Origin of the sequence: Pseudomonas marginalis, from assembly GCF_001645105.1 — a bacterium.
Classification (GTDB): domain Bacteria; phylum Pseudomonadota; class Gammaproteobacteria; order Pseudomonadales; family Pseudomonadaceae; genus Aquipseudomonas; species Aquipseudomonas petroselini.
Genome location: NZ_LKEG01000036.1, coordinates 50,151 through 75,983 on the forward strand (window position 1 = coordinate 50,151; position 25,833 = coordinate 75,983).

The following is a 25,833-nucleotide window of genomic DNA, read 5'->3' on the forward strand; positions in this document are numbered from 1 at the left end:
TCTCCAAAAAGGGTGGGGGCTGCAACAACTATAGTTGCTGGCTGGCGCACGTCATGTTGATGCACATCAAGGCCGGTGGCTGGTGGTCTGCGGCGGGGTCGGTATAATCGCCGGCCTTTTGTGATCCTTTTGCCCGTGAGCCCGATGAACCTGCCAGAAATCCACGAATTCCTCGGTTGCCGCACCCCTGATGCCTGGGTCCAGGCCGCTCTGGCCGATCAGGACACCCTGCTGATCGACCACAAAAACTGCGAATTCAAAGCCGCCAGCACCGCCCTGAGCCTGATCGCCAAGTACCACGGCCATGTCGACCTGATCAACATGATGTCGCGCCTGGCCCGCGAAGAGCTGGTGCACCACGAACAAGTCATGCGTTTGATCAAAAAGCGCAAGGTCGAGCTGCGCCAGCTGCACGCCGGGCGCTATGCCTCCGGTTTGCGCAAAGTGGTGCGCAGCCACGAACCGGTCAAACTGGTGGATACCCTGGTGGTCGGCGCCTTTATCGAAGCGCGCAGTTGCGAGCGTTTCGAAGCGCTGGTGCCGCATTTGGACGAAGAACTCGGCAAGTTCTACTTCGGCCTGCTGAAAAGCGAGGCGCGGCACTTCCAGGGTTACCTGAAGTTGGCGTACCAGTACGGTGACGCCAAGGACATCGCCCAGGTGATCGAGCGGGTGAGGGCGACCGAGCAGGAACTGATCGAGTCACCCGACATCGAGTTCCGCTTTCACAGTGGCGTGCCAGCCTGAGGCCACGGCCACGCCGATCAAGGCGGTGATCGCGGCCAGCAGCAGGATCACCGTCTGCGTGCCCAAGGGCGCCGCCAGCAGCGCAACCGCCAGCCCTGCCAGGGGCTGCGGCAGGTTATTGAGCAGCGTGATCACGCCCACGGTCTTGCCAAAGTCCTGCACGGGGATGACCCGCTGACGGGTGCTGCGCAGGTAGACGTTGAACATCTTGTCGAAGCCGGTGACCAGCAGGAAGCCCACTACGTATAGCCACACGTCGGGGCTGATCGCCATGATCACTGCGCCCACGCCGATCATCGAATAAGACAGTCCGCCGAGCACCTTCAGGGGCAGGCCGGCCCGCGCCAGATAAAACAGAATGCAGATGGTCACCAGCGCGCCCGCCGCCTGGAGCAGGGCATAGGCGTCCTTGCCCGCCGCAAACTGGCCGGTCACCATGGCCGCAGAGGTGGCCAGCGTGACGCCAATGATCAGGTTCACACCCACCGCCAACGTGATGACCCGCTTCAACTCCGGCAGGCGGCGGATATGTCCGAAGGCAATCTTCAGCGGTCGCAGCCAGATATCCCGATGTTGCTCGAAGGTTGCCAGGCTGGCCGTGCTGGAGCGTTGCCACACCCGCATCGCCAGGTCTGCGAGCAGGAACAGCCCGGCCACGCCCAGCACCACCCAGTGCCACGCCCATACCTCAAGCATCAGTGCGGCCACCAACGGCCCCAGCACCAGCCCGCTCTGGTCGGCGATCTGCGAATAGGAGAGGGTCTTGGCATAGCTGTATTGCGCGAAGATATGCGGCATCAGCACTTCTCGCGCCATGATGCCTTGGGTGGTCAGTACCCCGCACACTGCCGAGAGCAGCACGACCCAGTAAATACCGTCGAACACCCCGTACAGGGCAACCGCCAGCACACAGGCCAGCGCCCGGTAAACCTGGCTGATATGCAGGATGCGCACCGGCGCGAACGTGTCGCACACTGCGCCGCACACCGGGAACGCCAGATAGCGCGGCAGCGACTCGACAAAGAACGCCAGCCCGGCCCAGGCCACACTTTGAGTGGTCTGAAACACGATCAATGGCACGATAAACAGCAGGATCTGGTCCGCCAGCCGTGACAGGAACAGCGAAACAAAGAACGCCAGGTAATCCTTGCGCATACAACTCCCTGTACATGGCGTTAAAGATTGCAGCTTATTTGTTAAAAACTCTTAAAAGCATGAAGCTTCGTCGGCCTGTGCTGACCAACGGCTTTAGTTGCCCAGCTTGCCACCTATAATGCCCGCTCTTCAATCCGCGTCTGCACATTGGGAACTTATGGAAAACCTGGGGCTGGGCAAGGTCTTGCTCGTTGAGGATGACGAGAAACTGGCGGGGCTGATCGCGCACTTTCTGTCGCAGCATGGTTTTGAGGTGCGCGTGGAGCACCGGGGTGACAAAGCCCTGGCGGCGTTCCTGGAGTTCAAGCCAAAGATCGTCGTACTCGACCTGATGCTGCCCGGCCAGAGCGGCCTGCACGTGTGCCGCGGGATTCGCACGGTGTCCGACACGCCCATCGTGATCCTCACCGCCAAGGAAGACGACCTGGACCATATCCTCGGCCTCGAGTCCGGTGCCGACGATTATGTGATCAAGCCGATCAAGCCCCCCGTGCTGCTGGCACGCCTGCGCGCCCTGCAACGGCGCCAAGCCCCGGAGCCGACGGTGCGCGGGGCCCTGGCCTTCGGGCGGCTGGCCATCGATCGCAGTTGCCGCGTGGTCAGCCTTGGGGACGAACAGATCGACCTCACCACCATGGAATTCGAGCTGCTGTGGCTGCTGGCCAGTAACTCGGGCACGATCCTGTCCCGCGATGACATCCTCAACCGCATGCGCGGCATCGCCTTCGACGGCCTTAACCGCAGTGTCGATGTGTACATCAGCAAGCTGCGCGGCAAACTCAACGACAACCCCCGCGAACCGGTGTGCATCAAGACGATCTGGGGCAAGGGCTACCTGTTCAACCCCTTCGCGTGGGAGGTCTAGATGCTGCGGCTCTACATTCGCCTGTACATCATCCTGGCGCTGGGGCTGGCGGGGGCGATCTGGCTGGTCAACTACACCTTCGATGAGTTGCTGCCCGAAGCCAATGAAACCTATAACCGCGAAGCCCTGCGCGGCCCGGCTTATGGCTTGGTGGAACAATTGCGACCCTTGCCGGGCGATGCCCGCGCGGCGCGCCTGAGCGAGCTGCAACCCCACTACGGCCTGCACCTGAAACTGGTCCAGCGCGATGACTTGGCGCTCGACCCGCGTGAACGACAGTTGCTTGCCGCCGGAAAACTGGTGGTACGCGGCGACTTCATGGAGTTCATCGCCAATATCGATGGCGGCCCGCAGCTGCTTAATATCAAACTGCCCGAAGAACCGAAATGGCTGTACCTGTGGGCCTATTGCCTGCTGGGATTGAGCCTGGCGATCGTGCTGTATTTCTGGGTGCGCCCGCACTGGCGTGACCTGGAACATATTCGCCTGGCGGCACAACGTTTCGGTGACAACGACCTCGGTTCACGCATTCTGCTGCCACGCCGTTCCACGGTGCGTGAGCTGGCCGGGCACTTCAACCAGATGGCCGAGCGCATCGAAAGCCTGATCGCCAACCAGCGCGAACTGACCAACGCCGTGTCCCACGAATTGCGCACGCCGATTGCACGCCTGTCGTTCGAGCTCGACCAGTTGAAACAACAGACCGACCCGCGCCAGCGCAGCGAATTGATCGCCGACATGTATGCCGACCTGGGCGAGCTGGAAGAAATGGTCTCCGAACTGCTCACCTACGCCAGCCTGGAGCGTGGCGCCACCCAGGTCACCCGTGAGCGCATCGAGGCCCACAGCTGGCTCGACAGTGTGATCGGCAGCGTGGCCCTGGAGGCCGAGGCGGCCGGCATCCAGCTGTCGTTGCGCACCTGCGAGGTGGACGTTATCCAGATCGAGCCGCGCTTTATGGCGCGTGCGGTGATCAACCTGCTGCGCAACGCCGTGCGCTACGCCGAGCGCCGCGTGGAAGTGTCGCTGGTCAGGTTCGGCAGCGGCTATGAAGTGCGCGTGTGTGACGATGGCCCCGGCGTGCCGGAGGAAGGCCGGGCGAAGATCTTCCAGCCGTTCACGCGCCTGGACGCCAGCCGCGACCGCCGCACCGGCGGTTTCGGCCTGGGCCTGGCGCTGGTGCAGCGGGTGTCGCAGTGGCACGGCGGCCAAGTGCAAGTGCTGGATTCGGAATGGGGCGGGGCGTCGTTCCGGATGACCTGGGCGTATGCCGAATAACGAGTTTGAAAGCAAGACAGATCAAATGTGGGAGGGGGCTTGCTCCCGATAGCAGTGTGTCAGTCCCAGGTCTATCAACTGACACACCGCTATCGGGAGCAAGCCCCCTCCCACATTTTTAATTCGGTTATCAGGTCAGAAGCTGTATTCCAGTACCCCCATCACCAACGTCTGCAACCGCCGCTCCACATCTGGTTCATCCCATCGGCTCCCGCGAGCAAACACACGGAGGTAAGGGACAGGCACAGGTTTTTGCAACGCATCAGGGGTTTCATGGGGTCAGAAACTCAGGGGGGATGGGTACGTTTGAAGGCGTCGCCCGAGGCGCTCATGCCATTGGGCGATGGACTCTTCGGGGTACTCATCGAACTGCAGATCGCCTTGGCGCAACGTCACTTCCACCCACGGCGCCTTCGAGCCCAGCATCAGGTGCGTATGTTCCGGCGGCACCGGCAATGGCGTGTCGATGGCCGAGGCAAACGGATGGATCAACGCCGGCCACTCGGGGCTGAACAGCCACAAGGCGCTGCCGCATTGCGAACAGAAGTGCCGTTCAGCGCTGCTCGCATGGGCCCGGCTGGCCCCCTCGGGCTTGAGCCTGGCGTGGTAGATCGAAATCAGTTTGCGCCCGCGCACCTTCAAACTCTGGGCATCGCCAGCCAGGTTGATCGCATAACCGCCACCGCCCTGGGTCTTGCGACAGATCGAGCAGTAGCAACGCTGGTAAGGGTAGGGGTGGGCACTGGTGAGGCTGAACGTCACGGCGCCGCAATGGCAGGATCCTTCAAGCTGCATGGGCTGACTCCTGATATGAGTATGTAACAACGCTTTGCTAATACCTTAGCCTCAGGCAAGATTCCCCGCTTTGGTTTCAGGGAAGACACCCATGATTGCTCCGTTGCAGAGCGCTGCCGCGCAAATCCGCCACGCCGTGCGTGCCGCTACCGAAGGCTTGGTCGGGCGCGAGCAACTGGCCGAATTGATCGTGCTGGCAGCCGTGGCCCAGGAGCACATCCTGGTGATCGGGCCGCCCGGCACTGCAAAAAGCGCGGTGGTGCGGCGTGTCGCGCAGTCCATGGGTGGGCGTTACTTCGAATACCTGCTCGGACGTTTCACCGAACCGTCCGAACTGTTCGGCGCGGTAGACCTGAAAAAGCTGCGCGAAGGCACGGTGGAAACCGACGTCAGCGGCATGCTGCCGGAAGCCGATATCGTGTTTCTCGACGAAGTCTTCCTGGGCTCTACCGCGATCCTCAACACCTTGCTGGGCGTACTCAACGAGCGCCGATTCCGTCGTGGCCATACCCAGGTGCAATGCCCGCTGCGCGTGTGCGTCGGCGCCGCCAACGGCCTGCCGGATGATGAGGCGTTGGCGGCCTTCGGCGACCGTTTCCTGTTGCATCTGTTTGTCGAGTCGGTGCCGGACAATCAATTGGAAGCCATGCTGGCCGGCGGCTGGCAGTCGGAGCAGCGCCCGGTGCAACAGTTGCTCGGCCTTGCGCAACTGGACACGCTCGGCCAGGCCCTGAAACACGTCGACCTGACCGCTGTGCGCCCAGCCCTGGCCCAAGCCATTCGCCGGCTGCGCGAAGCCGGCATCCAGTTGTCTGACCGGCGCATCGTCAAGTCCCAGCGCTTGATCGCGGCCGCTGCATTGCTCAGTGGTCGCCTGGAAGCCAGCGACGCCGACTTGTGGCCGCTGCTGTACGTGTTGCCGACCCAGGCTACCCAGCAACACGGCCGCGAAGTATTGCGCGACCTGTTTGCTGCCTCCAGCAACAGCCATTTGTTCAGCGCGGTGGAAGAGGCGACGTTGCAGCCGATGTCACGTGTGAATCGGCTGCTGGAAACCGCCGAAGACTACCTCTCCCGTGCCGAGCCGCCGGCCAGTAGCCTGCTCGAAGGCCTGTTGCGCGAGATCGATGCCAATTTCAATAGCCAGACCCTGCCCGAACCTCTGCAGCAGGCGCGGGGACAACTCACTCGATTGCTGACCCCCAGCGAATGAGTGCGCTGACCCAGCCTTGGGCCTGGCGTTCACGGCCAGTGCCCGCCGAGGCTCAGGCCGCCGTGGCCTGGGGCGGTGTTGCCCGGCGCCTGCACACACGCCTGGCGCTGCTCGCGGCCGACCATGCGGCGCGGCTGCAAGCCACTGCCAATGGTGATGTACTGGTGGTGACGGGCGTAATGGCTGACCTGCCTTGGGTCGACGGTGTTGCTTACGCTGCGCCCAGCACCAGCGCGCCGCACCTCTGGCTGCCGACCAGTTGGGAACCGCAGGTGCCACAGGACCTGTTGGGGCAGGCCTTGTCCGCTCGCTTCAAACGCGCGCCCTTGCTGGTGTGGCACGACCCGCAGGCGGTGATCCCGCTGGACCGTCTGCTGGCCGTGTCGCCCGCGCATCTGCAACGTATCGCCGCCTATTGGGGAGTCGCCCATGCAACTGCCTGAGGCGCTGCAACCCTGGCGGCAGTGGCTGGAGTGGTTTGCCCCGCAACACCTGCCCCTGTTCGCCGACCTGCTCGGTCGACTCAACCCTCTGCTCGGACCGCTGCGCGGCCTGCACCAGGGCGGAGTGCCGGAGCCCGATGGCCTGGGCGACCTGCATCGGCGCGGCGCCTATGAGCGACTGCTGTCCAGTGAATGGCTGCTGGCCGATGAAGTGCCTGATGAGTTCCTGCGCCGGGCGGTCGGCGGTGAGCATATGTTCCTCGCCCCGCACTACCGTGCCCGTGAAGCGAACCGCCTGATTGTGGTGCTGTTTGATGCGGGTCCCTTGCAACTGGGGGCTGCGCGCCTGGTGCACCTGGCGCTGTTGATGCTGCTGGCGCGGCGTGCCGAAGAGGCGGGGGCGCAATTGCGCTGGGGCATTCTGCAAGCCACGCCCGAGTTGCATGAGCTGGACTCATCGGCGCAGCTCAAGCGCCTGCTCGACGCCCGCACCTACGAGGTCGTGAGCGACGACCATTGGCTGGCCTGGCGTGACGCGCTGGCCGACCACGCGGTTGGAGAATGCTGGGTGGTCGGCCAGCGCTTGCCGCCCACGGATCCCAAGGTCTGCACCCACCGCGTGCAGATTACGCGCAACCTGGATGGGCGCAGCCTGACGTTCGCCTTGCAGTCGCGGCGCGTGTCGCTGCCGCTGCCGGAGGAGCAGCAGGCCGTGCGCTTGCTCAAGGGCCAGTTCGATAACGCCGTGCACACGCCGGCACCGACCGCTGCCGGCCGAGTGGCGCGGGTTGCATTGACCCTGCCGCCGGTCATCTCCGGTTCCGGCAACTATGTCGCCCTGCGCTTGCTCGATGAGCACGGCATGGTGGTGATCAAGCTGCCGCACAAGAACCAGAAAAAAAACCTCGAAGTGCGACGTCGCCTGTGGGGCAAGCATCAGCACGTGCTCGCGGCCACCTTTAACTACCGCAGCCTTGGTGCGGTGCTCGGTGATGGCAATATCCTGACCTTCTGGAATATCCCCAGTCTCGTTTCGGTCAACAAGCCCACACGCGAAGAAATGCACCTGCCACCGGGCACCGCGACCTTTCTGCCCGCGGTGTGGCTGCGCGGCGAACAGGCGGAGCGCCTGTATTTACTCGATACAAACGGTCACCTTGCTCACTGGCAGCGGCCTGGCCACGCGCCGAGGGCAGAATGTTTCTCGGTGACGGACAATGTCATGGGGCTGGCGCAGTTGGATGCCTTATCGTTGGTCTACGCCCGCATCGAGGGTGGGCAACTGGTGGCTTACCCCGCGACGTCCTCCGGTGCCCGCAGTCACGGTTATGCAGTCGGTGCGGCTGCCGGTGTGAGCCAGATACTGTTCGCCAGCACCCCGCATTGGAAGTACGCCTTTGGTGGCTGCGCATTACTCACTCACCAAGGTGGCCGCCAGAGTTGGCGCCTGGTGACCCACGACAGTTTTCCCGCGAAAAAGGTACAGATCGACTTGGCGCCCGGCTGGAGCGCCATCGGTCTGCATCACCACGTGGCGGCGCAGGAACGCTATTCGCTGGTACTGCTGGGGCCGAACCAGCACACCGTTGGCCTGTACACCGAGGGCCAACAACAGACGCTGTTCACCACGACGGCACCGATTGCCCGTGCGAGTTTCTGCCCCATGAGCGGCCTGGTGGCGGTGCTGACCACTGCCCGGGAATTATTGGTGTTCAACGTTGCCGAGCGCGCCATGCGTTTGCAAGTGATGTGTGACCTGAAACATGAGCCTGCCCATGCTTGAGCAAGAATCCCAGTTGATCCGCCGGCCGTTGTTGACCGGGCATCAATCCATCGACGGCATGTGGTTGCCCGCCGAGCGCTTTGCGCTGCAGGAACGGGCTCGCTTGATGCTGGAGCACTGGCGCACGGGCGCGATGGCCTACCGTTTTGCCGACGGCGATTTAGTGCAATTCAGCACGCCGGTCGCGCTGGATTGCCAGGCCCTTGCCGGGTGGCCGCTGGTGCGTCAGGGCCGTGGCCTGTGTTCGGCCCAGCTGAGCGCCGAGGAGCTGCGCGCTTTACCGGCCGCCGACCTGTGGCTGGTGCGCGGCAGCCAGGTGCACGCTTTGCAGTTGCGCGATGCCCAGGCCCTGGAACCTGGGCAGTGGCTTGATATCAGCGCCTACACCTTGCTCGATACCTTCGATTGTCATGCGCCCGTCGTGCCGGCCCTGCCTGAGCCGGTGATCACCGATGTACGCGAGATCCTGGGCGGATTGGCGCCGGTCAGCCCCGAGCAGGAGGGCGTGATCCGGGCCTTGCTGGAGCGGCAATCACCCGCACCGAAAGCGCCGCCCCCCAAGGCTGCACGCCAATGGGGCAACGAGGAGTCCGCACCCTATCCGGCGTTGAAACTGGGCGTCACCCTGGCCCTGGTTGCAGGGTTGATCTGGATGGCCACCCAGGGCCAATCCGTGCCGCTGACACCGGTGTCTGCCACGACCACCGAAGACATCAGCGGCGTGATCCTGGGCATGTTGCTGAGCGCCATTGTCTTCACCGCCTTGCTGGTAGCGCTAAACAAATTCTTGCGCCGAGGTGCGCGGCCTACCGGCGCAGTGCCGCAAGCCCCGGACACCGCGAGCATTCCCCAGCGCGCCAAACCGGCTCGTCATAAGCCGGCGGCCTGGCGCCGCTGGCTGACCCGCCTGACCGAGCATTCAAAGCTGTCCAGGCTGTACGGCAAGCGCCAGGCGGCTTACATGCAGCGCATGCTGGAGATGTTCGAGGACGGCGATTTCGCCGAAGCGTTGCGCCATGCCATCCCCTTGGGTGACCAGCACTCGAATGCCGAACAGCACTTCGGTACGCCGCAGCGGCGCCAGGACCTGACCCTCAGCCAACAGCACGGGCCCAGCCGTACCTACCGCTTCGAGGAAGGGCTGACCGAGCACCTGCGCCAGATCTACCGGCGCTCCTATGAGCGCCTGGCCCGCGAAAACCGTATCGAAGAAGCGGTATTCGTACTCGCTGAACTGCTCAAGGAACGCCAGGAAGCACTCGATTACCTGGAAAAGCACGCGCGCTACCAACAGGCCGCCGACCTCGCTCTCGCCTGGGACATGCCGTCTGCGGTCATCGTGCGCCTGCTGTGCCTGGCCGAGAACTGGCAGCGCGCCTTGCTGGTGGCGCGTCGTGATGATGCATTTGCCGATGCGGTGGTGTTGCTTCAGGCCAAGCAGCCGCAGATCGCCGACCGTTTACGCCTGGAGTGGGCCGAGTCGCTGATCGCCAAGGGCCTGTGGTTGCAAGCCGTCGAGGTGGTGTGGAGCTTGCCGCAAGAGCGCCCGCGCGCCGCTCAATGGCTGCTCGATGCCGAGGCGGCCGGTGGGCGCCTGGCGATTGGCGCCTTGGTAAAGCGCGCCATATTGCTGCCCCAAACCCTGGAAGCTTACGGACCCTGGATCGAACAGCTGCGTGACGATCCCAGCCGTTGCGCCGAGCGGGATGCCCTGGCGCACACGTTGTTGGCGCACAAGTCCGACACCGTGGCCCTGGCCTGGCTCGCCGGTGCCACCGTGCACGCGGTGCTCGCCGACCAGCTGAGTGGGCGCGGGGGGCTCAACTTCAACCAACTGCAGTCGCTGGTCAAAATGAGCCGGGACAAATGTTTGCAGGCGGACTTGCCTGGCCAGTCACTCAAACGTCCCGCCGTGCGCTCGCTGGAGCGCGTGGGCGAGGCATTGCAGTGGTCAGCCCCCGTCCAGGGCAGCCGCTCCGTATACGATGCGGTGTCGCTGGATGACGAGCGTTACCTGGTGGCACTGGGCGAGGCCGGTGCGGTGGTGACGGATGCCAGCGGCACGGCGCTGTTCCATTTCGCCGTGCCGGCCCAGCGGATTGTCTTGGCGCACAGCCGGCAAATGGCGCTGGTGCTGACCCGGCGCGACACGGTGTGGCGCATCAGCAAGTTGGACTTGGTCAACCGCGCTGCGACCGACTTGGGCGTGCAGGTGCTCGACGTGTTCGCCGATCAGTTTGATGGCAGCACCTGGACCCTCGGCCAAGGCCGGCAACTGCGTGTGGTGGACGTGGATCGCGGCTTTGAAACCCTGTGGCACGTCAGCGACTTGCCAGGCTCGGTTCGCGCCCTCAAAAGTGATGAACGCAATGAGTTCCTGTGGCTCCATAACCCGCTGGAAGGCTTTGAGCGCTGGCATTATCGCCTGCCTGAGCGGCGGTTGGCGGGGCGTGAGCCGGCGTCGCCGCAGTCAGAGGAAAGCCACGCGCTGTTCTGTGCGCTCGATCAAACCGTTGAGTACCTGATCCGGTACAGCGACGACGAAGAGCCCGTGCTGATCCTGGATGTCGACGGCAACCGCAAGGGGTATCGCCTGACGGGCTGTGATGAAGGGTGCTTCGATAGCGACCCGGTGCGCATCGTCGTCGACGCGGATTGGTTGGTATTCGGCTATATCGCCAGTGACCGCGACACCCGCTGGCACTTTATCCATCGTGGCAGTGACACCGTGTGTGCTGTGCTGCATTGGCCGCGCTACGAGGTGAATATCCGTCGCACCGGCGATGGCTGGTTGTTATTCGATGACCAGGGACGTTTGAGCCACATCACGGTGGAAGACGCCCGCCAGCGCAACCTCAGCCTGCATTGACCGAGTCCGGCATCAACGTGGCGATCAACGCACGAATGGTGCCGGGCAACGCCTCCAGCTCCCGCACCAGGATGCTGCGTTCGCGAATCGCCCACGGCTCATCGAGCTTTACCGCCACCACGTGCATGGTGCGACTGTGGCGCACGGCGGCGGACTCCGGAATGATGCCGATGCCTACACCGGCTTCGACCATCCGGCAGATCGCCTCGAAACTCGACACCTGGATACGCAGCGACAAGTGCTTGCCCAGCCGCTCCACGTGTTCGCGCAAAAAACTCAATAAGGTGCTGCCTTCATGCAGGCCGATATGCTGGTAGGCGAGGGTCTGTTCCAGGGTGACTGACGGTTGCGCTGCCAGCGGGTGGCCGACCGGCACCATCAATACCAAGGTGTCTGTGCTGAAATGCAGCACCTGCAAACCCGCCGCTTCCACGGGGCCGGCGATAATGCCCATGTCGCTGGTGCCATCGAGCACGCCGCGCACGATGTCGCGAGACAGGCGCTCCTGCAGGTCGACGGTGACGCCAGGCCTTTGTGACAGGAACCCCGCCAGCACTTCCGGCAAGAATTCGGTGACCGCCGTGGTGTTGGCGAAGATGCGGATATGCCCGGCCGAATCCACGCCGTATTGGGTGAATTCGCTTTTGAGGTAGTCCACTTGGCGCATGATCAGCCGCGCATGGTGCAGCAGGCGTTCACCGGCCGGGGTGATCTCCACGCCACGGCTGTCACGGTACAGCAAGCGGGTGTCGAGCTGGCCTTCGAGGGCCTTGATCCGTGCACTGGCGGCGGCCGGCGAAAGAAACGCACGCTTGGCGCCCTGGGTCAGGCTGGGGGATTCGGCGATGTGGATAAACAGGCGCAGGTCGGCCAGGTCGAAGTGCATGCAAGACTCCCACAGGGGTATGCGGTGTTTTCAGTGAATTGGCGTTCAGCATAACCGAACGCTGGTTTATTGAAATGCAAATTCTCAGAACGGGCGGGCGCTTGCATGATCCGGGGCAGACACTCACTGCCCGAGGAACCGCACCCGATGAGCGCCACTGACTGGATCGGCCGAAGCGAAACCGCTCACGACCACCTGAGCCATAACCTGCTCAAACGTATCGCCGCTACGTTCGGCGAGGCAGTGCCCGAGGACGGCGCGGACCTACCGCCGTTGTGGCAGTGGTGCTTCTTCCAGGACCCGCTGCCGGAAACCGCTCTGGGCAGCGACGGCCACCCGGCGCGTGGCGGGTTCCTGCCGCCGGCCGACAACCGCAACCGCATGTGGGCCGGTGGGCGTATCGAGTTTCTGCACGCGCTGCGTGCCGGGGAGGCGGCGACCCGCGTGTCGACCATTACTCAGGTCGAAGAAAAGACCGGCCGCACCGGTTCGCTGTTGTTTGTCACCGTGCGCCACGACTATGCCCAGGACGGTCGCCTGGCGATCCGCGAAGAACAGGACATCGTCTACCGCGAACCCACGCCGCCCAAGGCCGGCAGCGCAGAGGCGCTGGAGCACGGTGAATGGCACGAAGCGATCGATCCCACGCCGACCCTGCTGTTTCGCTACAGCGCCGTGACCTTCAACGGTCACCGCATTCACTACGACTACCCCTATGTCACCGGCACCGAAGGCTACTCAGGCCTGGTGGTGCATGGGCCGTTGATCGCCACCCTGAGCCTGCGCGCGTTCTGCCGTGCCCACCCCGAAGCCACCTTGCGCCGTTTTGCCTATCGCGGTGTGCGCCCGTTGATTGCGCCGCAGCCGTTTGAAGTGGCGGGCCGCGTGACTGAAACCGGCGTGGCGAAGCTGTGGGCCGGTAACGCTGACGGCCTGGCGCAGCAAGCCCAGGTGCATTTCGAATAATCCAAGTCGAATAATCCAAGAACAACAGGCGGAGAGCCGTTAATGAACCCGAACGACAATGAAGAACTCAATGCCATCCGCGAAGGCGTGCGCGCCTTGTGCGCCGAATTCGATGCCGCCTACTGGCGCAAGATTGACGAGCAAAAGGGCTTCCCCGAAGCCTTCGTCAAAGCGCTGACCGACGCCGGCTGGCTGTCGGCGATGATCCCCGAAGCGTACGGCGGTTCCGGCCTGGGCCTGGCCGAGGCTTCGGTTATCCTCGAAGAAGTGAACCGCTGCGGCGGTAACTCGGGCACCGTGCACGGCCAGATGTACAACATGTTCACTTTGCTGCGCCACGGCAGCGAAGCGCAGAAACGCTTCTACCTGCCCAAGCTCGCCAGCGGCGAATTGCGCCTGCAGTCCATGGGCGTGACCGAGCCCACCACCGGCACCGACACCACCAAGATCAAGACCACCGCGATCAAGCGCGGCGACAAGTACGTGATCAACGGCCAGAAGGTGTGGATCTCGCGCATCCAGCATTCCGACCTGATGATCCTGCTGGCGCGCACCACGCCGCTGGCTGAAGTGAAGAAAAAGTCCGAAGGCATGTCGATCTTCCTGGTGGACCTGCGCGAGGCCATCGGTCATGGCCTCACCGTGCAGCCCATTGCCAACATGGTCAACCACGAAACCAACGAGCTGTTCTTCGACAACCTTGAGCTGCCGCTGGACAGCTTGATCGGCGAAGAGGGCAAGGGCTTCAAATACATCCTCGATGGCCTCAACGCCGAACGCACGCTGATCGCCGCCGAATGCATCGGTGACGGCCGCTGGTTTATCGAGAAGGCCAGCGCCTATGCCCGCGACCGTGTGGTGTTTGGCCGGCCTATCGGACAGAACCAGGGCGTGCAGTTTCCGATCGCCGAAGCGCATATCGAGATCGAAGCGGCGGACCTGATGCGCTGGCGTGCCTGCGAGGAATACGACAGCGGCAAAAATGCCGGGGCCAGTGCCAACATGGCCAAGTACCTGGCGGCCAAGGCGTCCTGGGAGGCAGCCAATGCGTGCCTGCAGACCCACGGCGGCTTCGGGTTTGCCTGCGAATACGACGTGGAGCGCAAGTTCCGCGAGACGCGCCTGTACCAGGTGGCACCGATCTCCACCAACCTGATCCTGTCCTACGTGGCCGAGCACTTGCTCGAACTGCCGCGCAGTTTCTGAGGGCCTGACCGTGAGCCATACCCAAGCCCTGTGTCGGTTCCTCGCCGAGCTGAATGACACGCACCTGCCGGAAGACGTGCTGGCGCGTACCGAAGACCTGTATCTGGACTGGCTGGCCTCGGCGCTGGCGAGCCAGGGTGCGCACCCGATCCCGTTATTCGAGCGTTATGCGCAGAAAATGGGGCCAAGCAGCGGCCCGGCGCAGGTGATCGTCAACGGCGCCAGCACCAGCGCGTATTTCGCCGCGCTGGTCAACGGCGCTTCCTCCCATCTGGTGGAGCAGGATGACCTGCACAACAGTTCAGTTTTGCACCCGGCCACCGTGGTGTTTCCCGCAGCGTTGGCGGCCGCCCAGGACCTGGGCAAATCCGGCCGCGACTTGCTGCTGGCCTCGGTGGCCGGTTATGAAGCCGGTATCCGTATCGGCGAATTCATGGGCCGTTCCCACTACCGCATCTTTCACACCACGGCCACGGTCGGCACCCTGGCGGCGGCCGTTGCGGTGGGCAAGCTGCTGGACTTCAATCAAGAACAATTCATCAACCTGCTCGGCAGCGCCGGCACGCAGGCCGCCGGGCTGTGGGAGTTCCTGCGCGATGCCGCCGACTCCAAGCAACTGCACACGGCCAAGGCGGCGGCGGACGGTTTGCTCGCCGCGTACCTGACGGCGGAAGGGCTGACCGGTGCACGCAATATCCTTGAAGGCGACCAGGGCTTGGCGGCGGGGATGTCCAGCGATGCCGAGCCGAGCAAGTTGTCCGCCGACCTGGGCAGCCGCTGGGCGCTGCTGGAAACCTCGTTCAAGTTCCACGCCTCGTGCCGCCATACGCATCCGGCGGCCGATGCGCTGCTGGACCTGATGCAGCGCGAACGCCTCACCGCCGCCGATATCGCCCATGTGGAGACGCGGGTTCATCAAGGCGCCATCGATGTGCTGGGGCGCGTGACCGTGCCGACCAGCGTGCATCAGGCCAAGTTCTCCATGGGCACCGTGCTGGGCTTGATCGCCGTGCATGGCAAGGCCGGGCTCACGGAATTCCAAGCGCGGGCGCTGACCGACCCGGCCGTCTCCAGCTTTCGCGACAAGGTCAGTATGACCCTCGACGCCGAAGTCGACGGCGCTTACCCCCAGCGCTGGCTCGGCCGCGTCACCGTCACCACCCTTGACGGCCGCACGCTGCACGGCGCCATCGACGAGCCCAAGGGCGACCCGGGCAACACCCTCAGCCGTCGAGAGCTGGCGGATAAATTCCAGCGCCTCGCCCAATTCAGCGGCGCCCGCACGCCGCTTGAGGCCCATGCCCTGACTGAAAAGGTCTGGGACTTACGCAACGCCGCATCCATGGCCCATTGGCTCTGAGGAACCGTCATGACTCACCAACGACCGCTGGACGGCATCACCGTTGTCAGCCTGGAACACGCGATTGCCGCGCCTTTTTGTACCCGCCAGTTGGCCGACCTGGGCGCCCGTGTCATCAAGATCGAACGCCCCGGCAGCGGCGACTTTGCGCGTGGCTATGACGAGCGCGTGCGCGGCCTGGCCTCGCATTTCGTGTGGACCAACCGCTCCAAGGAAAGCCTGACACTGGACCTCAAGCAAGGCGAGGCGGGCGCTATCCTTGACACCCTGTTGGCCGATGCCGATGTGCTGGTGCAGAACCTGGCGCCCGGTGCGGCGGCGCGCATGGGCTTGTCGTTCGAGGCACTGCAGGCGCGTTTTCCACGCCTGATTGTTTGCGACATTTCCGGCTACGGCGAAGGCGGGCCCTACGAGAAAAAGAAGGCCTACGACCTGCTGATCCAGAGTGAGGGCGGTTTTCTCTCGGTGACCGGCGGCCCCGGCGAAGACCAGATGGCCAAGGCCGGTTGTTCCATCGCCGACATCTCGGCGGGCATGTACGCCTACAGCGGCATCCTCTCGGCACTGCTGCTGCGCGGCAAGACGGGGAAGGGCAGCCGCATCGACGTGAGCATGCTGGAGAGCCTGGTGGAGTGGATGGGCTACCCGATGTACTACGCGTTCGACGGCGCACCCCAGCCGCCGCGGGCCGGGGCCGCGCATTCGACGATCTATCCCTATGGGCCGTTTCCCACCGGCGACGGCGGCACGGTGATGCTCGGATTGCAGAACGAGCGCGAATGGGCGGCGTTCTGCGACAAGGTGCTGCTCACGCCGACACTGGCGACGGACGAGCGTTTCGCCGCCAACTTCAAGCGCTCGGCCAACCGTGAAGCGCTGCGCCAGATCATCGTTGACAGTTTTGCCCTGCTCGATGCCGAAGCGGTGATCCAGCGCCTGGAAACCGCGCAAATCGCCAGCGCCCGCGTCAACGATATGCAAGGCGTGTGGGACCACCCGCAGCTCAAGGCGCGTGACAGCTGGCGCGAGGTCGACAGCCCGGCCGGCCCGTTGCCGTCGCTGCTGCCTCCGGCGCGCAATGCCGCGTTCACCCCGCGCATGGACGCGGTTCCAGGGTTGGGGCAGCACAGCCATGGCATCCTGGATCAGTTGGGTTACTCGGCAGACGCCATCGACGGTCTGCGTGCACGCGGTGTTATTTAACACGTTATCAATAATAAGGAACTCAACAGATGCCAAGGCCCTTGGTTCGTTCGGCGTTGTTTGTGCCCGGTAGCCGACCGGAGCGATTTTCCAAAGCCTTGGCCAGTGGTGCCGATGCGGTGATCGTGGATTTTGAAGACGCGGTGGAAGAACCGCTCAAGCGCCAGGCGCGGGATAACCTCGGGGGGTTCCTGCAGGCGCATCCCGAGGCTCAGGTGTGGGTACGCATCAACGCGCCGGAGCACGCCGAGCATTTCGAGGATGTGGCGTTCTGCAAAGCCCATCCGAACGTGGCGGGGGTGTTGCTGCCGAAGGTCGAAAGTGCTGCCCAGGTTGCTGTGGTAGCGGCCACCGGCAAAGTCATCTGGCCGATTATTGAAAGCGCACGGGGTTTGCTGGCCGTGGCCGAGATCGCCCAGGCGCCGCAGGTGGAGCGCCTGTCGTTCGGCGGGCTGGACCTGGCGCTGGACCTGAACCTGAGCAGCAATTCCCCGGCCGCGCAGTTCGCCCTCGACCAGGCGCGGCTGGCGCTGATCGTGCATTCCCGCGCCGCCGGCCTGGTAGCGCCCCTGGACGGCGTGCACCCGGCCATCGATGACCCCGAGGGCCTGCGCCGTTCGATCCGGCATGCCTATGAAATGGGGTTTGCCGGGGCGTTGTGTATCCATCCCAAGCAGGTGCCGGTGATCCATGAAGCGCTGGCGCCGAGCGCCGAGGACCTGGCCTGGGCCCAGCGCGTGGTGGACGCCGGCGCGCATGGGGCAGGGGCCTACCAGATCGATGGGCAGATGGTGGATGCCCCGGTGTTGCTGCGGGCACAACGGTTATTAGCTGCCGAGTAAACCTGTGGCGAGCGAGCTTGCTCGCGTTGGCGCGCGCAGCGCTCCGGTTTTTCCTGGGGCCGCTTCGCAGCCCAACGGGAGCAAGCTCACTCGCCACACGGGATCGAACCGGTTTTTGGCGTTCGGCTTGGCCGAACGCAGGTATCTAGAATTCGAAATTCACTACACGCCTGACATCAGGCACCTTGCCTGACAACACAACAATAAGAAGGTGATTTTCCATGCTCAAGCTCTCCCGGGCGCTGCTGTGCGCCGCCACCTTGTTTGCCGCGGGCCTGGCCCAGGCGGCGGACCCGATTGTCATCAAGTTCGCCCACGTGGTCGCCGAAAACACCCCCAAAGGCCAGGGCGCGTTGTTGTTCAAAAAGCTTGCCGAAGAACGCTTGCCGGGCAGGGTCAAGGTCGAGGTGTACCCGAACTCGTCGCTGTTCGGCGATGGCAAGGAAATGGAAGCGCTGCTGCTGGGCGACGTGCAGATGCTGGCCCCGTCCCTGGCCAAGTTCGAGCAATACACCAAGCAAGTGCAGATCTACGACCTGCCGTTCCTGTTCAACGACCTTGCCGCTGTCGACCGTTTCCAGGCAGCCCAGGGCAAGGAACTGCTGACGTCCATGCAGGACAAAAACATCCTCGGCCTGGCCTATTGGCACAACGGCCTCAAGCAGCTTTCTGCCAACAAAGCGCTGCATGAACCCAAGGATGCCCGTGGCCTGAAGTTCCGCGTGCAGGCCTCCAGCGTCTTGGAAGAACAGTTCAAGGCGATCCGCGCCAACCCACGCAAGATGAGCTTTGCCGAGGTGTACCAAGGTCTGCAGACCGGCACCGTCAACGGCACCGAAAACACCTGGTCGAACTATGAAAGCCAGAAGGTCAACGAGGTGCAGAAGTATTTCACCGAGTCCAACCATGGCCTGATCGACTACATGGTGATCACCAACGCCAAGTTCTGGACCGGCCTGCCGCCGGATATCCGTAGCACCCTGCAGCAGATCATGGTCGAGGTCACGGTCGAGGTGAACAAACAGGCTGAGGCGCTGAACCAGTCGGCCAAGCAGAAAATCATCGACGCCAAGACCAGCGAAATCATCGAACTGACCCCCGAGCAACGCCAGCTCTGGCGCGAAGCGATGCGCCCGGTGTGGCAGAAGTTCGAGGGTGAGATCGGGGCTGATCTGATCAAGGCCGCGGACGCCTCCAATCGGTAACCCCCCAATGTGGGAGGGGGCTTGCCCCCGATTGCGGTGTGTCAGCTTGCCCATCTGTCTCTGACCCACCGCTATCGGGGGCAAGCCCCCTCCCACATATCGATATCTCATTTGCTTTCGCGAGGTTTTGCCATGCAAACGCTAAGGCGCGTCTGGGAGCACCTGGAGGAAGGCTTTATCGCTTTCCTGCTGGCCGCCATGACCCTGGTGACATTCGTCTACGTCATGCTCAACAACATCTACACGCTGTTTTTTGCCCTGTCCGACAAGTGGGCCTGGAGCAGCCAGTTCTTCGGCGCGCTGGGTGACCACACCATGACCTGGGCCCAGGACATGACCTGGAGCGTAGCGCTGACCAAGGCCATGTTCGGCTGGCTGATTTTCTTCGGCATTTCCTACGGCGTACGCACCGCCGGCCACCTCGGCGTGGACGCACTGGTCAAGCTGACCAAGCGCCCGGTGCAGCGCGTGCTGGGTATGCTCGCTTGCCTGTGCTGCCTGGCCTACGCCGGGTTGTTCATGGTCGCCAGCTACAAGTGGGTGAGTGCGGTCATGGGCGCGCATATCGGCGCCGAAGACCTCGACCAGTACGGCATCGACGTCGGTGACATCGTGGTGATCGTGCCCATTGGTTTCGCCATGGTGTTCATCCGCTATCTGGAAATTTTCTACCGCATCTTTACCCACCGCCAGGTCGGGTTGGGGCTGGCCGACGAGGCCGGTGAGGCCAGCAAATTGGCCGGCAGCCATGAGGAGCGTCACTGATGGCCGTGCTCTGTTTATTCCTGCTGTTATTCGTATTCATGTTCCTGGGTGTGCCCATCGCGATTTCCCTGGGCTTGTCCGGTGCGGTGTCGATCCTGATGTTCAGCCAGGACTCGGTCAGTTCCCTGGCGATCAAGCTGTTCGAAACCTCCGACGCCTATACCTTCCTGGCGATTCCGTTCTTCCTGTTGTCGGGTGCGTTCATGACCACCGGCGGCGTGGCGCAGCGCTTGATCGACTTTGCCAACGCCTGCGTCGGCCATATCCGTGGCGGCCTGGCGATTGCGGCGGTGCTGGCGTGCATGCTGTTTGCGGCGCTGTCGGGTTCGTCACCGGCGACGGTGGCGGCGGTGGGTTCGATTGCCGTGGCGGGGATGGTGCGTTCCGGTTACCCGAAGGAATTCGGTGCGGGGATTATCTGTAATGCGGGGACCTTGGGCATCCTGATCCCGCCGTCGATCGTGATGGTGGTGTATTCGGCGGCGACTGAAACCTCGGTAGGCAAGCTATTTATGGCGGGCGTCATTCCGGGGCTGCTGCTGGGCCTGATGCTGATGATCGCGATCTACATCGTCGCGCGCATCAAGAAGCTGCCGGCCCAGCCGCGAGCGACCTTCCGCGAGTGGCTGACCTGCGCACGGCGAGCTTTCTGGGGCCTGTTGCTGCTGGTGATCATCCTCGGCGGCATCTACAGCGGCATGTTCACCCCGACCGAAGCGGCGGCGGTGGCGGCGGTTTATTCAGCGTTCGTCGCGCTGTTCGTCTACAAGGACATGAAGCTGCGCGACTGCCCCAAGGTGCTGCTGGAATCCGGGCGCCTGGCGATCATGCTGATGTTCATCATCGCCAACGCCATGCTGTTTGCCCATGTGCTGACCACCGAGCAGATCCCGCAGGAAATCACCGCTTGGGTGCTCTCCGAAGGCCTGACGCCGATAGGCTTTTTGATCATGGTCAATGTGGTGTTGTTGATCGCCGGCAGCTTCATGGAGCCTTCGGCCATCGTGCTGATCCTGGCGCCGATCTTCTTCCCGATTGCCATGAAGCTGGGCATTGACCCGATTCACCTGGGTATCGTGATGGTGGTGAATATGGAGATCGGCCTGGTGCACCCGCCGGTGGGGTTGAACCTGTTTGTGACGTCGGCGGTGACGGGGCTGACGCTGGGGCAGACGATCCGTGCGGCGTTGCCGTGGCTGATGATCCTGTTGGTGTTCCTGATCATGGTCACCTACTTGCCGTTTATCTCGTTGGCGTTGCCGCACTGGTTGGGTATGTAACACGCTCAAAAAACGGTAGGAGCAAGTTTGCTCCCACCGTTTAGTGTTGTCGCTGGCCTCAGTTATCCAGTGCACTCAAGATCGCATGGGCCACCTTCACGCGCTCGGCATTCGGGTAATTCTTGTTGGCCAATATCACCACGCCGATGTCCCTGCTCGGCACATACACCACGTAGGCACCAAAACCACCGGTTGAGCCGGTTTTGTTGTACAGCACGTTCGCCGGTTGCGCTTGAGCCGGGTTCAGCCACTTCACGTTGTGCGGCTCCATCGCCATCGGTGTGGAGTTGCCATCCATCAGCGCTTGCAGCGTGATCGGGTAGGGGTAGGACTCCCAGCCCAGGCCTTGGGTCATACCGTTGACCGTGTAGTAACCGGTGTGCGTGGTGGCGATGGCCTGTTGCAGCGGTTTCTCCAGGGTTTGCGGGTGCATGTTCACCATGACGTAATGCGCCAGGTCCTGGGTGCTGGTCTTGATGCCATAGGCTTCGCCGTCCAACGCGCCGGGGCTGACGCGTACAGGTTTGTCCTGCTTGTCGTAGCCCTGGGCGTAGGCGTCGGCTTTATCAGCAGGCACGCTGACATAGGTGTTCTTCAGGCCCAACTTGGGCAGCAGGGTTTTCTCCATCGCCGTGTTGAACGGCTGGCCCAGGCTTTGGGCGCTCAGGTAGCCGAACAGGCCAATGCTCGGGTTGGAGTAGAGACGCTGCGCACCGGGCGCGTAGGCGGGTTTCCAGTGCTGGAAATAGCCGATCATGGCGTCGGCGTTGTCGGCGGCGTCCGGAAACTGCAGCGGCAGGCCACCGGGGGTGTAGGTGGCGAGTTGCAGCAGGCTGATGCGGTCGAAGGCACTGCCCTTGAGGGCTGCAAGGTGCTGGCTGGCCTTGTCCGACAGCTTGAGCGTGCCGCTGGCCTCGGCGTAGCCGCCCAGGGTGGCGGTGAAGGTTTTGCTCAGCGAGCCGATCTCGAACAGTGTGTCTTGGGTCACCGGCTGTTGTTTGTCTTTATTGGCGACGCCGTAGTTAAAGTATTGCACCTTGCCTTTGTTGACGACGGCCACCGACAGGCCGGCAATGCCTTGTTGCTGCATCAGGGGCTCAACATGACTGTCCACGACCTTGCGCAGATCGGTCGCCGCCATGCTGGTGCCGGAGACGAAAAATAAGGCCGAAAACAGGAAATTTCGTACGCTGAAGTTCATGATTACTCGCTTCCATGTAAATGATGCGCTGACGATCAGAGCCTGCGCAGGCGTCGCAAATCTAGTGAGGTTCCGTCCCTTCGACAAACGATGATATCTTGCATCTGCCATTAGAAAATCTAGGGTAAAGCATGCTGCGTTCCCATTTGCCCCTCAATGCCCTGCGCGCATTCGAGGCGTCCGCCCGTCACTTGAGCTTTACCCGTGCGGCCATTGAATTGTGCGTCACCCAGGCGGCGGTCAGCCATCAGGTAAAAAGCCTGGAGGCGCAACTTAATGTCACATTATTCAAGCGCCTGCCACGGGGCCTGATGCTGACACGCGAAGGTGAAACCCTGCTGCCGGTGGTGCGTGAATCCTTTGACCGCATCGCCCACACGCTGGGCCAGTTTGAAGGCGGGCACTACCGCGAGGTCCTCACCGTGGGGGCCGTCGGCACGTTTGCGGTAGGGTGGTTGCTGCCACGCCTGGCGGATTTTCAACGCGGCTATCCGTTTATCGACCTGCGCCTTTCCACCCACAACAACCGCGTCGATGTGGCCGCCGAGGGCCTGGATTACGCCATCCGTTTTGGCGCCGGTGCCTGGCATGGCACGGATGCCTGCGAACTGTTGGCTGCACCCTTGACGGTGCTCTGCGTACCGCAATTGGCCGAGCAACTGCACGCACCCGCTGACCTGCTCAAACACACGTTGCTGCGCTCCTACCGCGCCGATGAGTGGAGCCTGTGGTTCCAGGCGGCCGGGCTGCCCGCCGACACCCTGGCCCCGCGCAGCATCGTGTTCGACTCGTCATTGGCAATGATGGAGGCAGCCTTGCAAGGCATGGGGGTGGCGTTGGCACCGGCGATGATGTTTGCGCGGCAACTGGAGAGCGATGTCATTCGCCAGCCGTTCGACGTCGACATCACCACCGGCAGCTATTGGCTGACGCGCTTGCAGTCGCGGGCGGAGACCTCGGCGATGCTGGCGTTCAAGGGCTGGTTGCGGGACATGGCGCAGCCGGGCTGAACGCTTTTTTTGAAACATAATGAAACATTTTCCGGGGGCCAGCGCTCTACCGCAACACCTGCACTGAGTGATTCCATGAAAATACCGCGCCCCTCCGCCCGCATGCCTCACCTGACCCAATTGCGAAACTTGAAGATGGCGCGCTCCGCCCACGCTTACGTACGCGGCAGCACCGTGCAATTTTATGAGTGGCTGCACAGCCAGACTGGCCGCCGCTTGCCCCACGGCCCGGCCATCTGGATCTGCGGCGACTGCCACGCCGGTAACCTGGGGCCTACCGGGGACACCAAGGGCCGCATCGATATGCATATCCGCGACCTTGACCAGACGGTTATCGGTAATCCGACCCACGATCTGGTGCGCCTGGCCTTGTCCCTGGCGACCGCTGCACGCGGCTCGGACCTGCCCGGCGTCACCACCGCACGTATGCTCGAAGAAATGATGCTGGGCTACGAACAGGCGTTCAAAGACAAACCCGACCAGGTCCCGCCACGTCCGTCCCAGGTCAAGGCGGGCATGCGCAGCGCGGTGGCGCGCACTTGGAAAAACCTCGCGCGTGAGCGCATCGAAAGCGCCCGGCCGACCATCCCCTTGGGCAAGCATTTCTGGTCGTTATCACGGGCTGAGAAAGCCGCCTTGCAAACCCTGTGTGCCTCGGATGAAATCCATCAATTGGTCACCTCCCTCAAGGGGCGGCCCAAGGATGCCAGGGTCGAACTGCTGGACTCGGCCTATTGGGTCAAGGGCTGCAGTTCGCTCGGCTTGCTGCGGTATGCCGCCTTGCTCGGCGTGGGTGACGACGATGATCAAGAGTATTGCCTGATTGATATCAAGGAAGCCGTCGGGGCTGCTGCACCCCGTGCGGCGCGGGCGAAGATGCCGAGGGATAACGGTCGTCGCGTGGTGGAGGGTGCACGTCAGCTGTCACCGGGCCTGGGTGAGCGGATGGTGGCCACGCGTTTTCTGGATCACGGGTTTTTTATCCGTGAACTGCTGCCCCAGGACATGAAGCTGGAGCTGGACGAACTGAGCGAGATCGATGCCATGCACGCCGCCGGCTACCTCGCGCGGGTGGTCGGTATTGCCCATGCGCGGCAGATGGATCGCGACACGCGTAAGGACTGGATGGCGGTGTTGCAGGAGAACCGCTCCAAGCAGTTGGACGCGCCGTCCTGGCTCTGGACCAGCGTGGTGCAACTGGTGGGTAGCCATGAGCAGGGTTACCTCAACCATTGCCGCCGGTATGCCTTGGAACACTGACCTCGTGAACGCAGTGGATCTAATGGGGGAGCAGGCAAGCCAGCTCCCCCATTTAAGGGGCGTCTAGGCCAAATATTTATGGAACCAGTCGAGCGTTCTTTTCCACGCCAGATTCGCCGCCGCCTCGTCATAACGCGGCGTCGAATCATTATGGAAACCGTGGTTGGCACCCTTGTAGATATATGCCTCATAGCGGGTGCCTGCCGCCTTCAACGCCTGCTCGTACGCCGGCCAGCCTTCATTGATCCGCGTGTCCAACTCACCGTAGTGCAGCATGATCGGCGCCTTGATCCGTGGCACATCCTTGGCCTCCGGCTGGCGTCCATAGAACGACACCGCCGCACCCAGTTCGGGGTAGGCCACCGCTGCGGCATTGGTCACGCCGCCGCCATAGCAGAAGCCGGTGATCCCGACCTTGCCGGTGCTGCTGTCGTGGTGCATCAGCCATTCAATGGCGGCGAAGAAGTCGTTCATGAGCTTGGTCGGGTCGACTTTCTGTTGCAGTTCCACGCCTTTTTCATCGTTGCCGGGGTAGCCGCCGACCGAGGTCAGGCCGTCGGGCGCCAGGGCGATAAAACCGGCCTTGGCCAGGCGTCGGGCGACGTCTTCGATATAGGGGTTGAGGCCCCGGTTTTCGTGGACCACCACCACTGCCGGCAGCTTGCCGGCCGCTTTGGCCGGGCGCACCAGGTAGCCGCGTACGTTGCCGTTGCCTTTGGGTGAGGGGTAGGTGATGTAGTCGGCGACGATGTCCGGGTCGGTGAATTTCACCTGTTCGGCCAGGGCGTAGTTGGGGCTCAGGGCCGCGAGCAAGGCCGAGGCGGTGAGGCCGCCAAAGGTGAACAGCGCGGCGCGGTCGAGAAATTCGCGGCGGTTGATCTTGCCGTGGGCATAGCCGTCGTAGAGTTCCAGCAGTTCGGGCGCAAAGTCTTTCGCGGTGAGACGAGTCATCGGTGCAATCCTCGATTAGCGTTGGCAGTCAATGTAGACCAGGATCAGCCCTCACGGCCATGGGCGGCGGCGGCCAGCTGGCCGGTGTCGACGCGTACGAAGATCGAATCGCCCACTGCGGTCAGCACGTTATCGGCGTACACCTCGCAGATCACGCGGGTTTTGCGGCCCACGTCGCCTTCAGCCCGCGCGCGCAGGGTGAGGGTGACGCCCAGCGGCGTTGGCTTGATGAATGTGATGCCCAGCTTGCCGGTGACGCAGTCGATGCGCGGCAGGCTGCCGGGTTCGCGTTGCTCGGCGCGGTAATGGTAGGCCATGGCGGTCCAGTTGGAATGGCAGTCCACCAGCATGGCAATCAATCCGCCGTAGACCAGGTCGGGCCAGCCGCTGTATTTTGCCTCGGGCAGGTGCTCGGCCACGAGGTGGGTGCCGTCCGCGTCCCAGCGGCTCTTGATGTGCAGGCCGTGGGGGTTGCTGCCGCCGCAGCCGTAGCAGATGCCTTCCGGCGCGGTGGTGTCCTGGAGTGAAGGGGCGTGCATGCAGAATCCTT

The 25,833-nt window shown here is 63.1% G+C and carries 23 protein-coding genes; 17 read left to right on the forward strand and 6 right to left on the reverse strand.

Features of this window, described 5'->3' with window-relative positions; all coding sequences use genetic code 11:
* The first annotated feature begins 144 nt into the window (after nt 1-144).
* Nucleotides 145-747 (forward strand): MiaE family protein, encoded by a 603-nt coding sequence (locus tag AO064_RS11830; RefSeq protein ID WP_046034797.1) that lies wholly within the window; start codon nt 145-147, stop codon nt 745-747.
* On the opposite strand, the gene AO064_RS11835 is transcribed toward AO064_RS11830, so the two are convergent.
* Nucleotides 703-1,902: an MFS transporter gene (locus AO064_RS11835; protein ID WP_064053392.1), complete on the reverse strand. Its 1,200-nt coding sequence runs from the start codon at nt 1,900-1,902 to the stop codon at nt 703-705. The genes AO064_RS11830 and AO064_RS11835 overlap by 45 nt on opposite strands.
* Before the next feature lie 157 nt (nt 1,903-2,059).
* On the opposite strand from AO064_RS11835, the gene AO064_RS11840 reads away from it, so the two are divergent.
* Nucleotides 2,060-2,767 carry a winged helix-turn-helix domain-containing protein gene (locus tag AO064_RS11840; protein ID WP_012724637.1) on the forward strand — a complete coding sequence of 236 codons (708 nt, stop codon included), beginning with the start codon at nt 2,060-2,062 and terminating at the stop codon, nt 2,765-2,767.
* Nucleotides 2,768-4,045 (forward strand): ATP-binding protein, encoded by a 1,278-nt coding sequence (locus AO064_RS11845; RefSeq protein ID WP_064053393.1) that lies wholly within the window; start codon nt 2,768-2,770, stop codon nt 4,043-4,045.
* A 279-nt stretch (nt 4,046-4,324) separates the two neighbouring features.
* Here the strand turns inward: AO064_RS11845 and AO064_RS11850 are convergent, their stop codons facing one another.
* Entirely contained in the window at nt 4,325-4,840 is a 516-nt protein-coding gene (locus AO064_RS11850) for a GFA family protein (RefSeq protein ID WP_064053394.1), read from the reverse strand.
* A gap of 91 nt (nt 4,841-4,931) precedes the next feature.
* Here AO064_RS11850 and AO064_RS11855 point away from each other — a divergent pair, with 91 nt between their 5' ends.
* The 4 genes from AO064_RS11855 to AO064_RS11870 are packed head-to-tail and all read left to right on the forward strand — an operon-like array spanning nt 4,932 to nt 11,148.
* Nucleotides 4,932-6,053 carry an AAA family ATPase gene (locus tag AO064_RS11855; protein ID WP_064053395.1) on the forward strand — a complete coding sequence of 374 codons (1,122 nt, stop codon included), beginning with the start codon at nt 4,932-4,934 and terminating at the stop codon, nt 6,051-6,053.
* Nucleotides 6,050-6,496, forward strand: a complete 447-nt coding sequence (locus AO064_RS11860; RefSeq protein ID WP_064053396.1) for a bpX5 domain-containing protein — start codon at nt 6,050-6,052, stop codon at nt 6,494-6,496. Before AO064_RS11855 ends, AO064_RS11860 begins: the two co-directional genes overlap by 4 nt.
* Nucleotides 6,483-8,279, forward strand: coding sequence for a hypothetical protein (locus AO064_RS11865; RefSeq protein WP_064053397.1), 1,797 nt, complete (start codon nt 6,483-6,485; stop codon nt 8,277-8,279). The genes AO064_RS11860 and AO064_RS11865 overlap by 14 nt, the downstream gene beginning before the upstream one ends.
* Nucleotides 8,272-11,148 carry a bpX6 domain-containing protein gene (locus AO064_RS11870; RefSeq protein WP_064053398.1) on the forward strand — a complete coding sequence of 959 codons (2,877 nt, stop codon included), beginning with the start codon at nt 8,272-8,274 and terminating at the stop codon, nt 11,146-11,148. Before AO064_RS11865 ends, AO064_RS11870 begins: the two co-directional genes overlap by 8 nt.
* Here the strand turns inward: AO064_RS11870 and AO064_RS11875 are convergent.
* Nucleotides 11,135-12,034, reverse strand: a complete 900-nt coding sequence (locus AO064_RS11875; RefSeq protein WP_046034804.1) for a LysR family transcriptional regulator — start codon at nt 12,032-12,034, stop codon at nt 11,135-11,137. The genes AO064_RS11870 and AO064_RS11875 overlap by 14 nt on opposite strands.
* A gap of 147 nt (nt 12,035-12,181) precedes the next feature.
* Between AO064_RS11875 and AO064_RS11880 the strand changes: the two genes are divergently transcribed.
* The 8 genes from AO064_RS11880 (at nt 12,182) to dctM (ending at nt 20,861) form a co-directional block, all read left to right on the forward strand.
* Nucleotides 12,182-13,000 carry an HTD2 family dehydratase gene (locus AO064_RS11880; protein WP_064053399.1) on the forward strand — a complete coding sequence of 273 codons (819 nt, stop codon included), beginning with the start codon at nt 12,182-12,184 and terminating at the stop codon, nt 12,998-13,000.
* 42 nt (nt 13,001-13,042) lie between these two features.
* Nucleotides 13,043-14,206 (forward strand): acyl-CoA dehydrogenase family protein, encoded by a 1,164-nt coding sequence (locus AO064_RS11885; protein WP_046034805.1) that lies wholly within the window; start codon nt 13,043-13,045, stop codon nt 14,204-14,206.
* Nucleotides 14,207-14,216: 10 nt separating this feature from the next.
* Nucleotides 14,217-15,566, forward strand: a complete 1,350-nt coding sequence (locus AO064_RS11890) for an MmgE/PrpD family protein (RefSeq protein ID WP_064053400.1) — start codon at nt 14,217-14,219, stop codon at nt 15,564-15,566.
* A 9-nt stretch (nt 15,567-15,575) separates the two neighbouring features.
* Entirely contained in the window at nt 15,576-16,769 is a 1,194-nt protein-coding gene (locus AO064_RS11895; protein WP_064053401.1) for a CaiB/BaiF CoA transferase family protein, read from the forward strand.
* A gap of 29 nt (nt 16,770-16,798) precedes the next feature.
* The gene (locus AO064_RS11900; protein WP_012724625.1) at nt 16,799-17,611 is read left to right on the forward strand and encodes an HpcH/HpaI aldolase/citrate lyase family protein; all 813 of its coding nucleotides are present in this window, start codon (nt 16,799-16,801) and stop codon (nt 17,609-17,611) included.
* Between the two features lie 221 nt (nt 17,612-17,832).
* Complete coding sequence (locus tag AO064_RS11905; RefSeq protein ID WP_012724624.1) at nt 17,833-18,816, forward strand: TRAP transporter substrate-binding protein; 984 nt, start codon at nt 17,833-17,835, stop codon at nt 18,814-18,816.
* Between the two features lie 132 nt (nt 18,817-18,948).
* Complete coding sequence (locus AO064_RS11910) at nt 18,949-19,581, forward strand: TRAP transporter small permease (RefSeq protein ID WP_046034810.1); 633 nt, start codon at nt 18,949-18,951, stop codon at nt 19,579-19,581.
* Entirely contained in the window at nt 19,581-20,861 is a 1,281-nt protein-coding gene (gene dctM / locus AO064_RS11915) for a C4-dicarboxylate TRAP transporter large permease protein DctM (RefSeq protein WP_012724622.1), read from the forward strand. Before AO064_RS11910 ends, dctM begins: the two co-directional genes overlap by 1 nt.
* Before the next feature lie 58 nt (nt 20,862-20,919).
* Here the strand turns inward: dctM and ampC are convergent, their stop codons facing one another.
* Nucleotides 20,920-22,062: a class C beta-lactamase gene (gene ampC, locus AO064_RS11920; protein ID WP_064053402.1), complete on the reverse strand. Its 1,143-nt coding sequence runs from the start codon at nt 22,060-22,062 to the stop codon at nt 20,920-20,922.
* 131 nt (nt 22,063-22,193) lie between these two features.
* Between ampC and AO064_RS11925 the strand changes: the two genes are divergently transcribed.
* Nucleotides 22,194-23,072: a LysR family transcriptional regulator gene (locus AO064_RS11925; protein ID WP_046034813.1), complete on the forward strand. Its 879-nt coding sequence runs from the start codon at nt 22,194-22,196 to the stop codon at nt 23,070-23,072.
* A gap of 75 nt (nt 23,073-23,147) precedes the next feature.
* The gene (locus AO064_RS11930) at nt 23,148-24,332 is read left to right on the forward strand and encodes a DUF2252 domain-containing protein (RefSeq protein WP_064053403.1); all 1,185 of its coding nucleotides are present in this window, start codon (nt 23,148-23,150) and stop codon (nt 24,330-24,332) included.
* A gap of 63 nt (nt 24,333-24,395) precedes the next feature.
* Here the strand turns inward: AO064_RS11930 and yghX are convergent, their stop codons facing one another.
* Together yghX and AO064_RS11940 are read right to left on the reverse strand one after the other, a co-directional pair.
* Nucleotides 24,396-25,283, reverse strand: a complete 888-nt coding sequence (gene yghX, locus AO064_RS11935; RefSeq protein WP_046034815.1) for a YghX family hydrolase — start codon at nt 25,281-25,283, stop codon at nt 24,396-24,398.
* Nucleotides 25,284-25,327: 44 nt separating this feature from the next.
* Nucleotides 25,328-25,822: a PaaI family thioesterase gene (locus AO064_RS11940; protein WP_046034816.1), complete on the reverse strand. Its 495-nt coding sequence runs from the start codon at nt 25,820-25,822 to the stop codon at nt 25,328-25,330.
* Nucleotides 25,823-25,833 lie beyond the last annotated feature (11 nt).

Excerpts from the sequence above, each read along its gene's own strand:
- dctM (WP_012724622.1), top strand. The coding sequence starts at position 19,581 with ATGGCCGTGCTCTGTTTATTCCTGCTGTTATTCGTATTCATGTTCCTG.
- AO064_RS11925 (WP_046034813.1), top strand. The coding sequence starts at position 22,194 with ATGCTGCGTTCCCATTTGCCCCTCAATGCCCTGCGCGCATTCGAGGCG.
- AO064_RS11905 (WP_012724624.1), top strand. The coding sequence starts at position 17,833 with ATGCTCAAGCTCTCCCGGGCGCTGCTGTGCGCCGCCACCTTGTTTGCC.
- AO064_RS11840 (WP_012724637.1), top strand. The coding sequence starts at position 2,060 with ATGGAAAACCTGGGGCTGGGCAAGGTCTTGCTCGTTGAGGATGACGAG.
- AO064_RS11860 (WP_064053396.1), top strand. The coding sequence starts at position 6,050 with ATGAGTGCGCTGACCCAGCCTTGGGCCTGGCGTTCACGGCCAGTGCCC.
- AO064_RS11835 (WP_064053392.1), bottom strand. The coding sequence starts at position 1,902 with ATGCGCAAGGATTACCTGGCGTTCTTTGTTTCGCTGTTCCTGTCACGG.
- AO064_RS11830 (WP_046034797.1), top strand. The coding sequence starts at position 145 with ATGAACCTGCCAGAAATCCACGAATTCCTCGGTTGCCGCACCCCTGAT.
- AO064_RS11885 (WP_046034805.1), top strand. The coding sequence starts at position 13,043 with ATGAACCCGAACGACAATGAAGAACTCAATGCCATCCGCGAAGGCGTG.
- AO064_RS11865 (WP_064053397.1), top strand. The coding sequence starts at position 6,483 with ATGCAACTGCCTGAGGCGCTGCAACCCTGGCGGCAGTGGCTGGAGTGG.
- AO064_RS11900 (WP_012724625.1), top strand. The coding sequence starts at position 16,799 with ATGCCAAGGCCCTTGGTTCGTTCGGCGTTGTTTGTGCCCGGTAGCCGA.
- yghX (WP_046034815.1), bottom strand. The coding sequence starts at position 25,283 with ATGACTCGTCTCACCGCGAAAGACTTTGCGCCCGAACTGCTGGAACTC.
- AO064_RS11850 (WP_064053394.1), bottom strand. The coding sequence starts at position 4,840 with ATGCAGCTTGAAGGATCCTGCCATTGCGGCGCCGTGACGTTCAGCCTC.
- AO064_RS11930 (WP_064053403.1), top strand. The coding sequence starts at position 23,148 with ATGAAAATACCGCGCCCCTCCGCCCGCATGCCTCACCTGACCCAATTG.
- AO064_RS11940 (WP_046034816.1), bottom strand. The coding sequence starts at position 25,822 with ATGCACGCCCCTTCACTCCAGGACACCACCGCGCCGGAAGGCATCTGC.
- AO064_RS11855 (WP_064053395.1), top strand. The coding sequence starts at position 4,932 with ATGATTGCTCCGTTGCAGAGCGCTGCCGCGCAAATCCGCCACGCCGTG.
- AO064_RS11895 (WP_064053401.1), top strand. The coding sequence starts at position 15,576 with ATGACTCACCAACGACCGCTGGACGGCATCACCGTTGTCAGCCTGGAA.
- AO064_RS11845 (WP_064053393.1), top strand. The coding sequence starts at position 2,768 with ATGCTGCGGCTCTACATTCGCCTGTACATCATCCTGGCGCTGGGGCTG.
- AO064_RS11875 (WP_046034804.1), bottom strand. The coding sequence starts at position 12,034 with ATGCACTTCGACCTGGCCGACCTGCGCCTGTTTATCCACATCGCCGAA.
- ampC (WP_064053402.1), bottom strand. The coding sequence starts at position 22,062 with ATGAACTTCAGCGTACGAAATTTCCTGTTTTCGGCCTTATTTTTCGTC.
- AO064_RS11870 (WP_064053398.1), top strand. The coding sequence starts at position 8,272 with ATGCTTGAGCAAGAATCCCAGTTGATCCGCCGGCCGTTGTTGACCGGG.
- AO064_RS11880 (WP_064053399.1), top strand. The coding sequence starts at position 12,182 with ATGAGCGCCACTGACTGGATCGGCCGAAGCGAAACCGCTCACGACCAC.
- AO064_RS11910 (WP_046034810.1), top strand. The coding sequence starts at position 18,949 with ATGCAAACGCTAAGGCGCGTCTGGGAGCACCTGGAGGAAGGCTTTATC.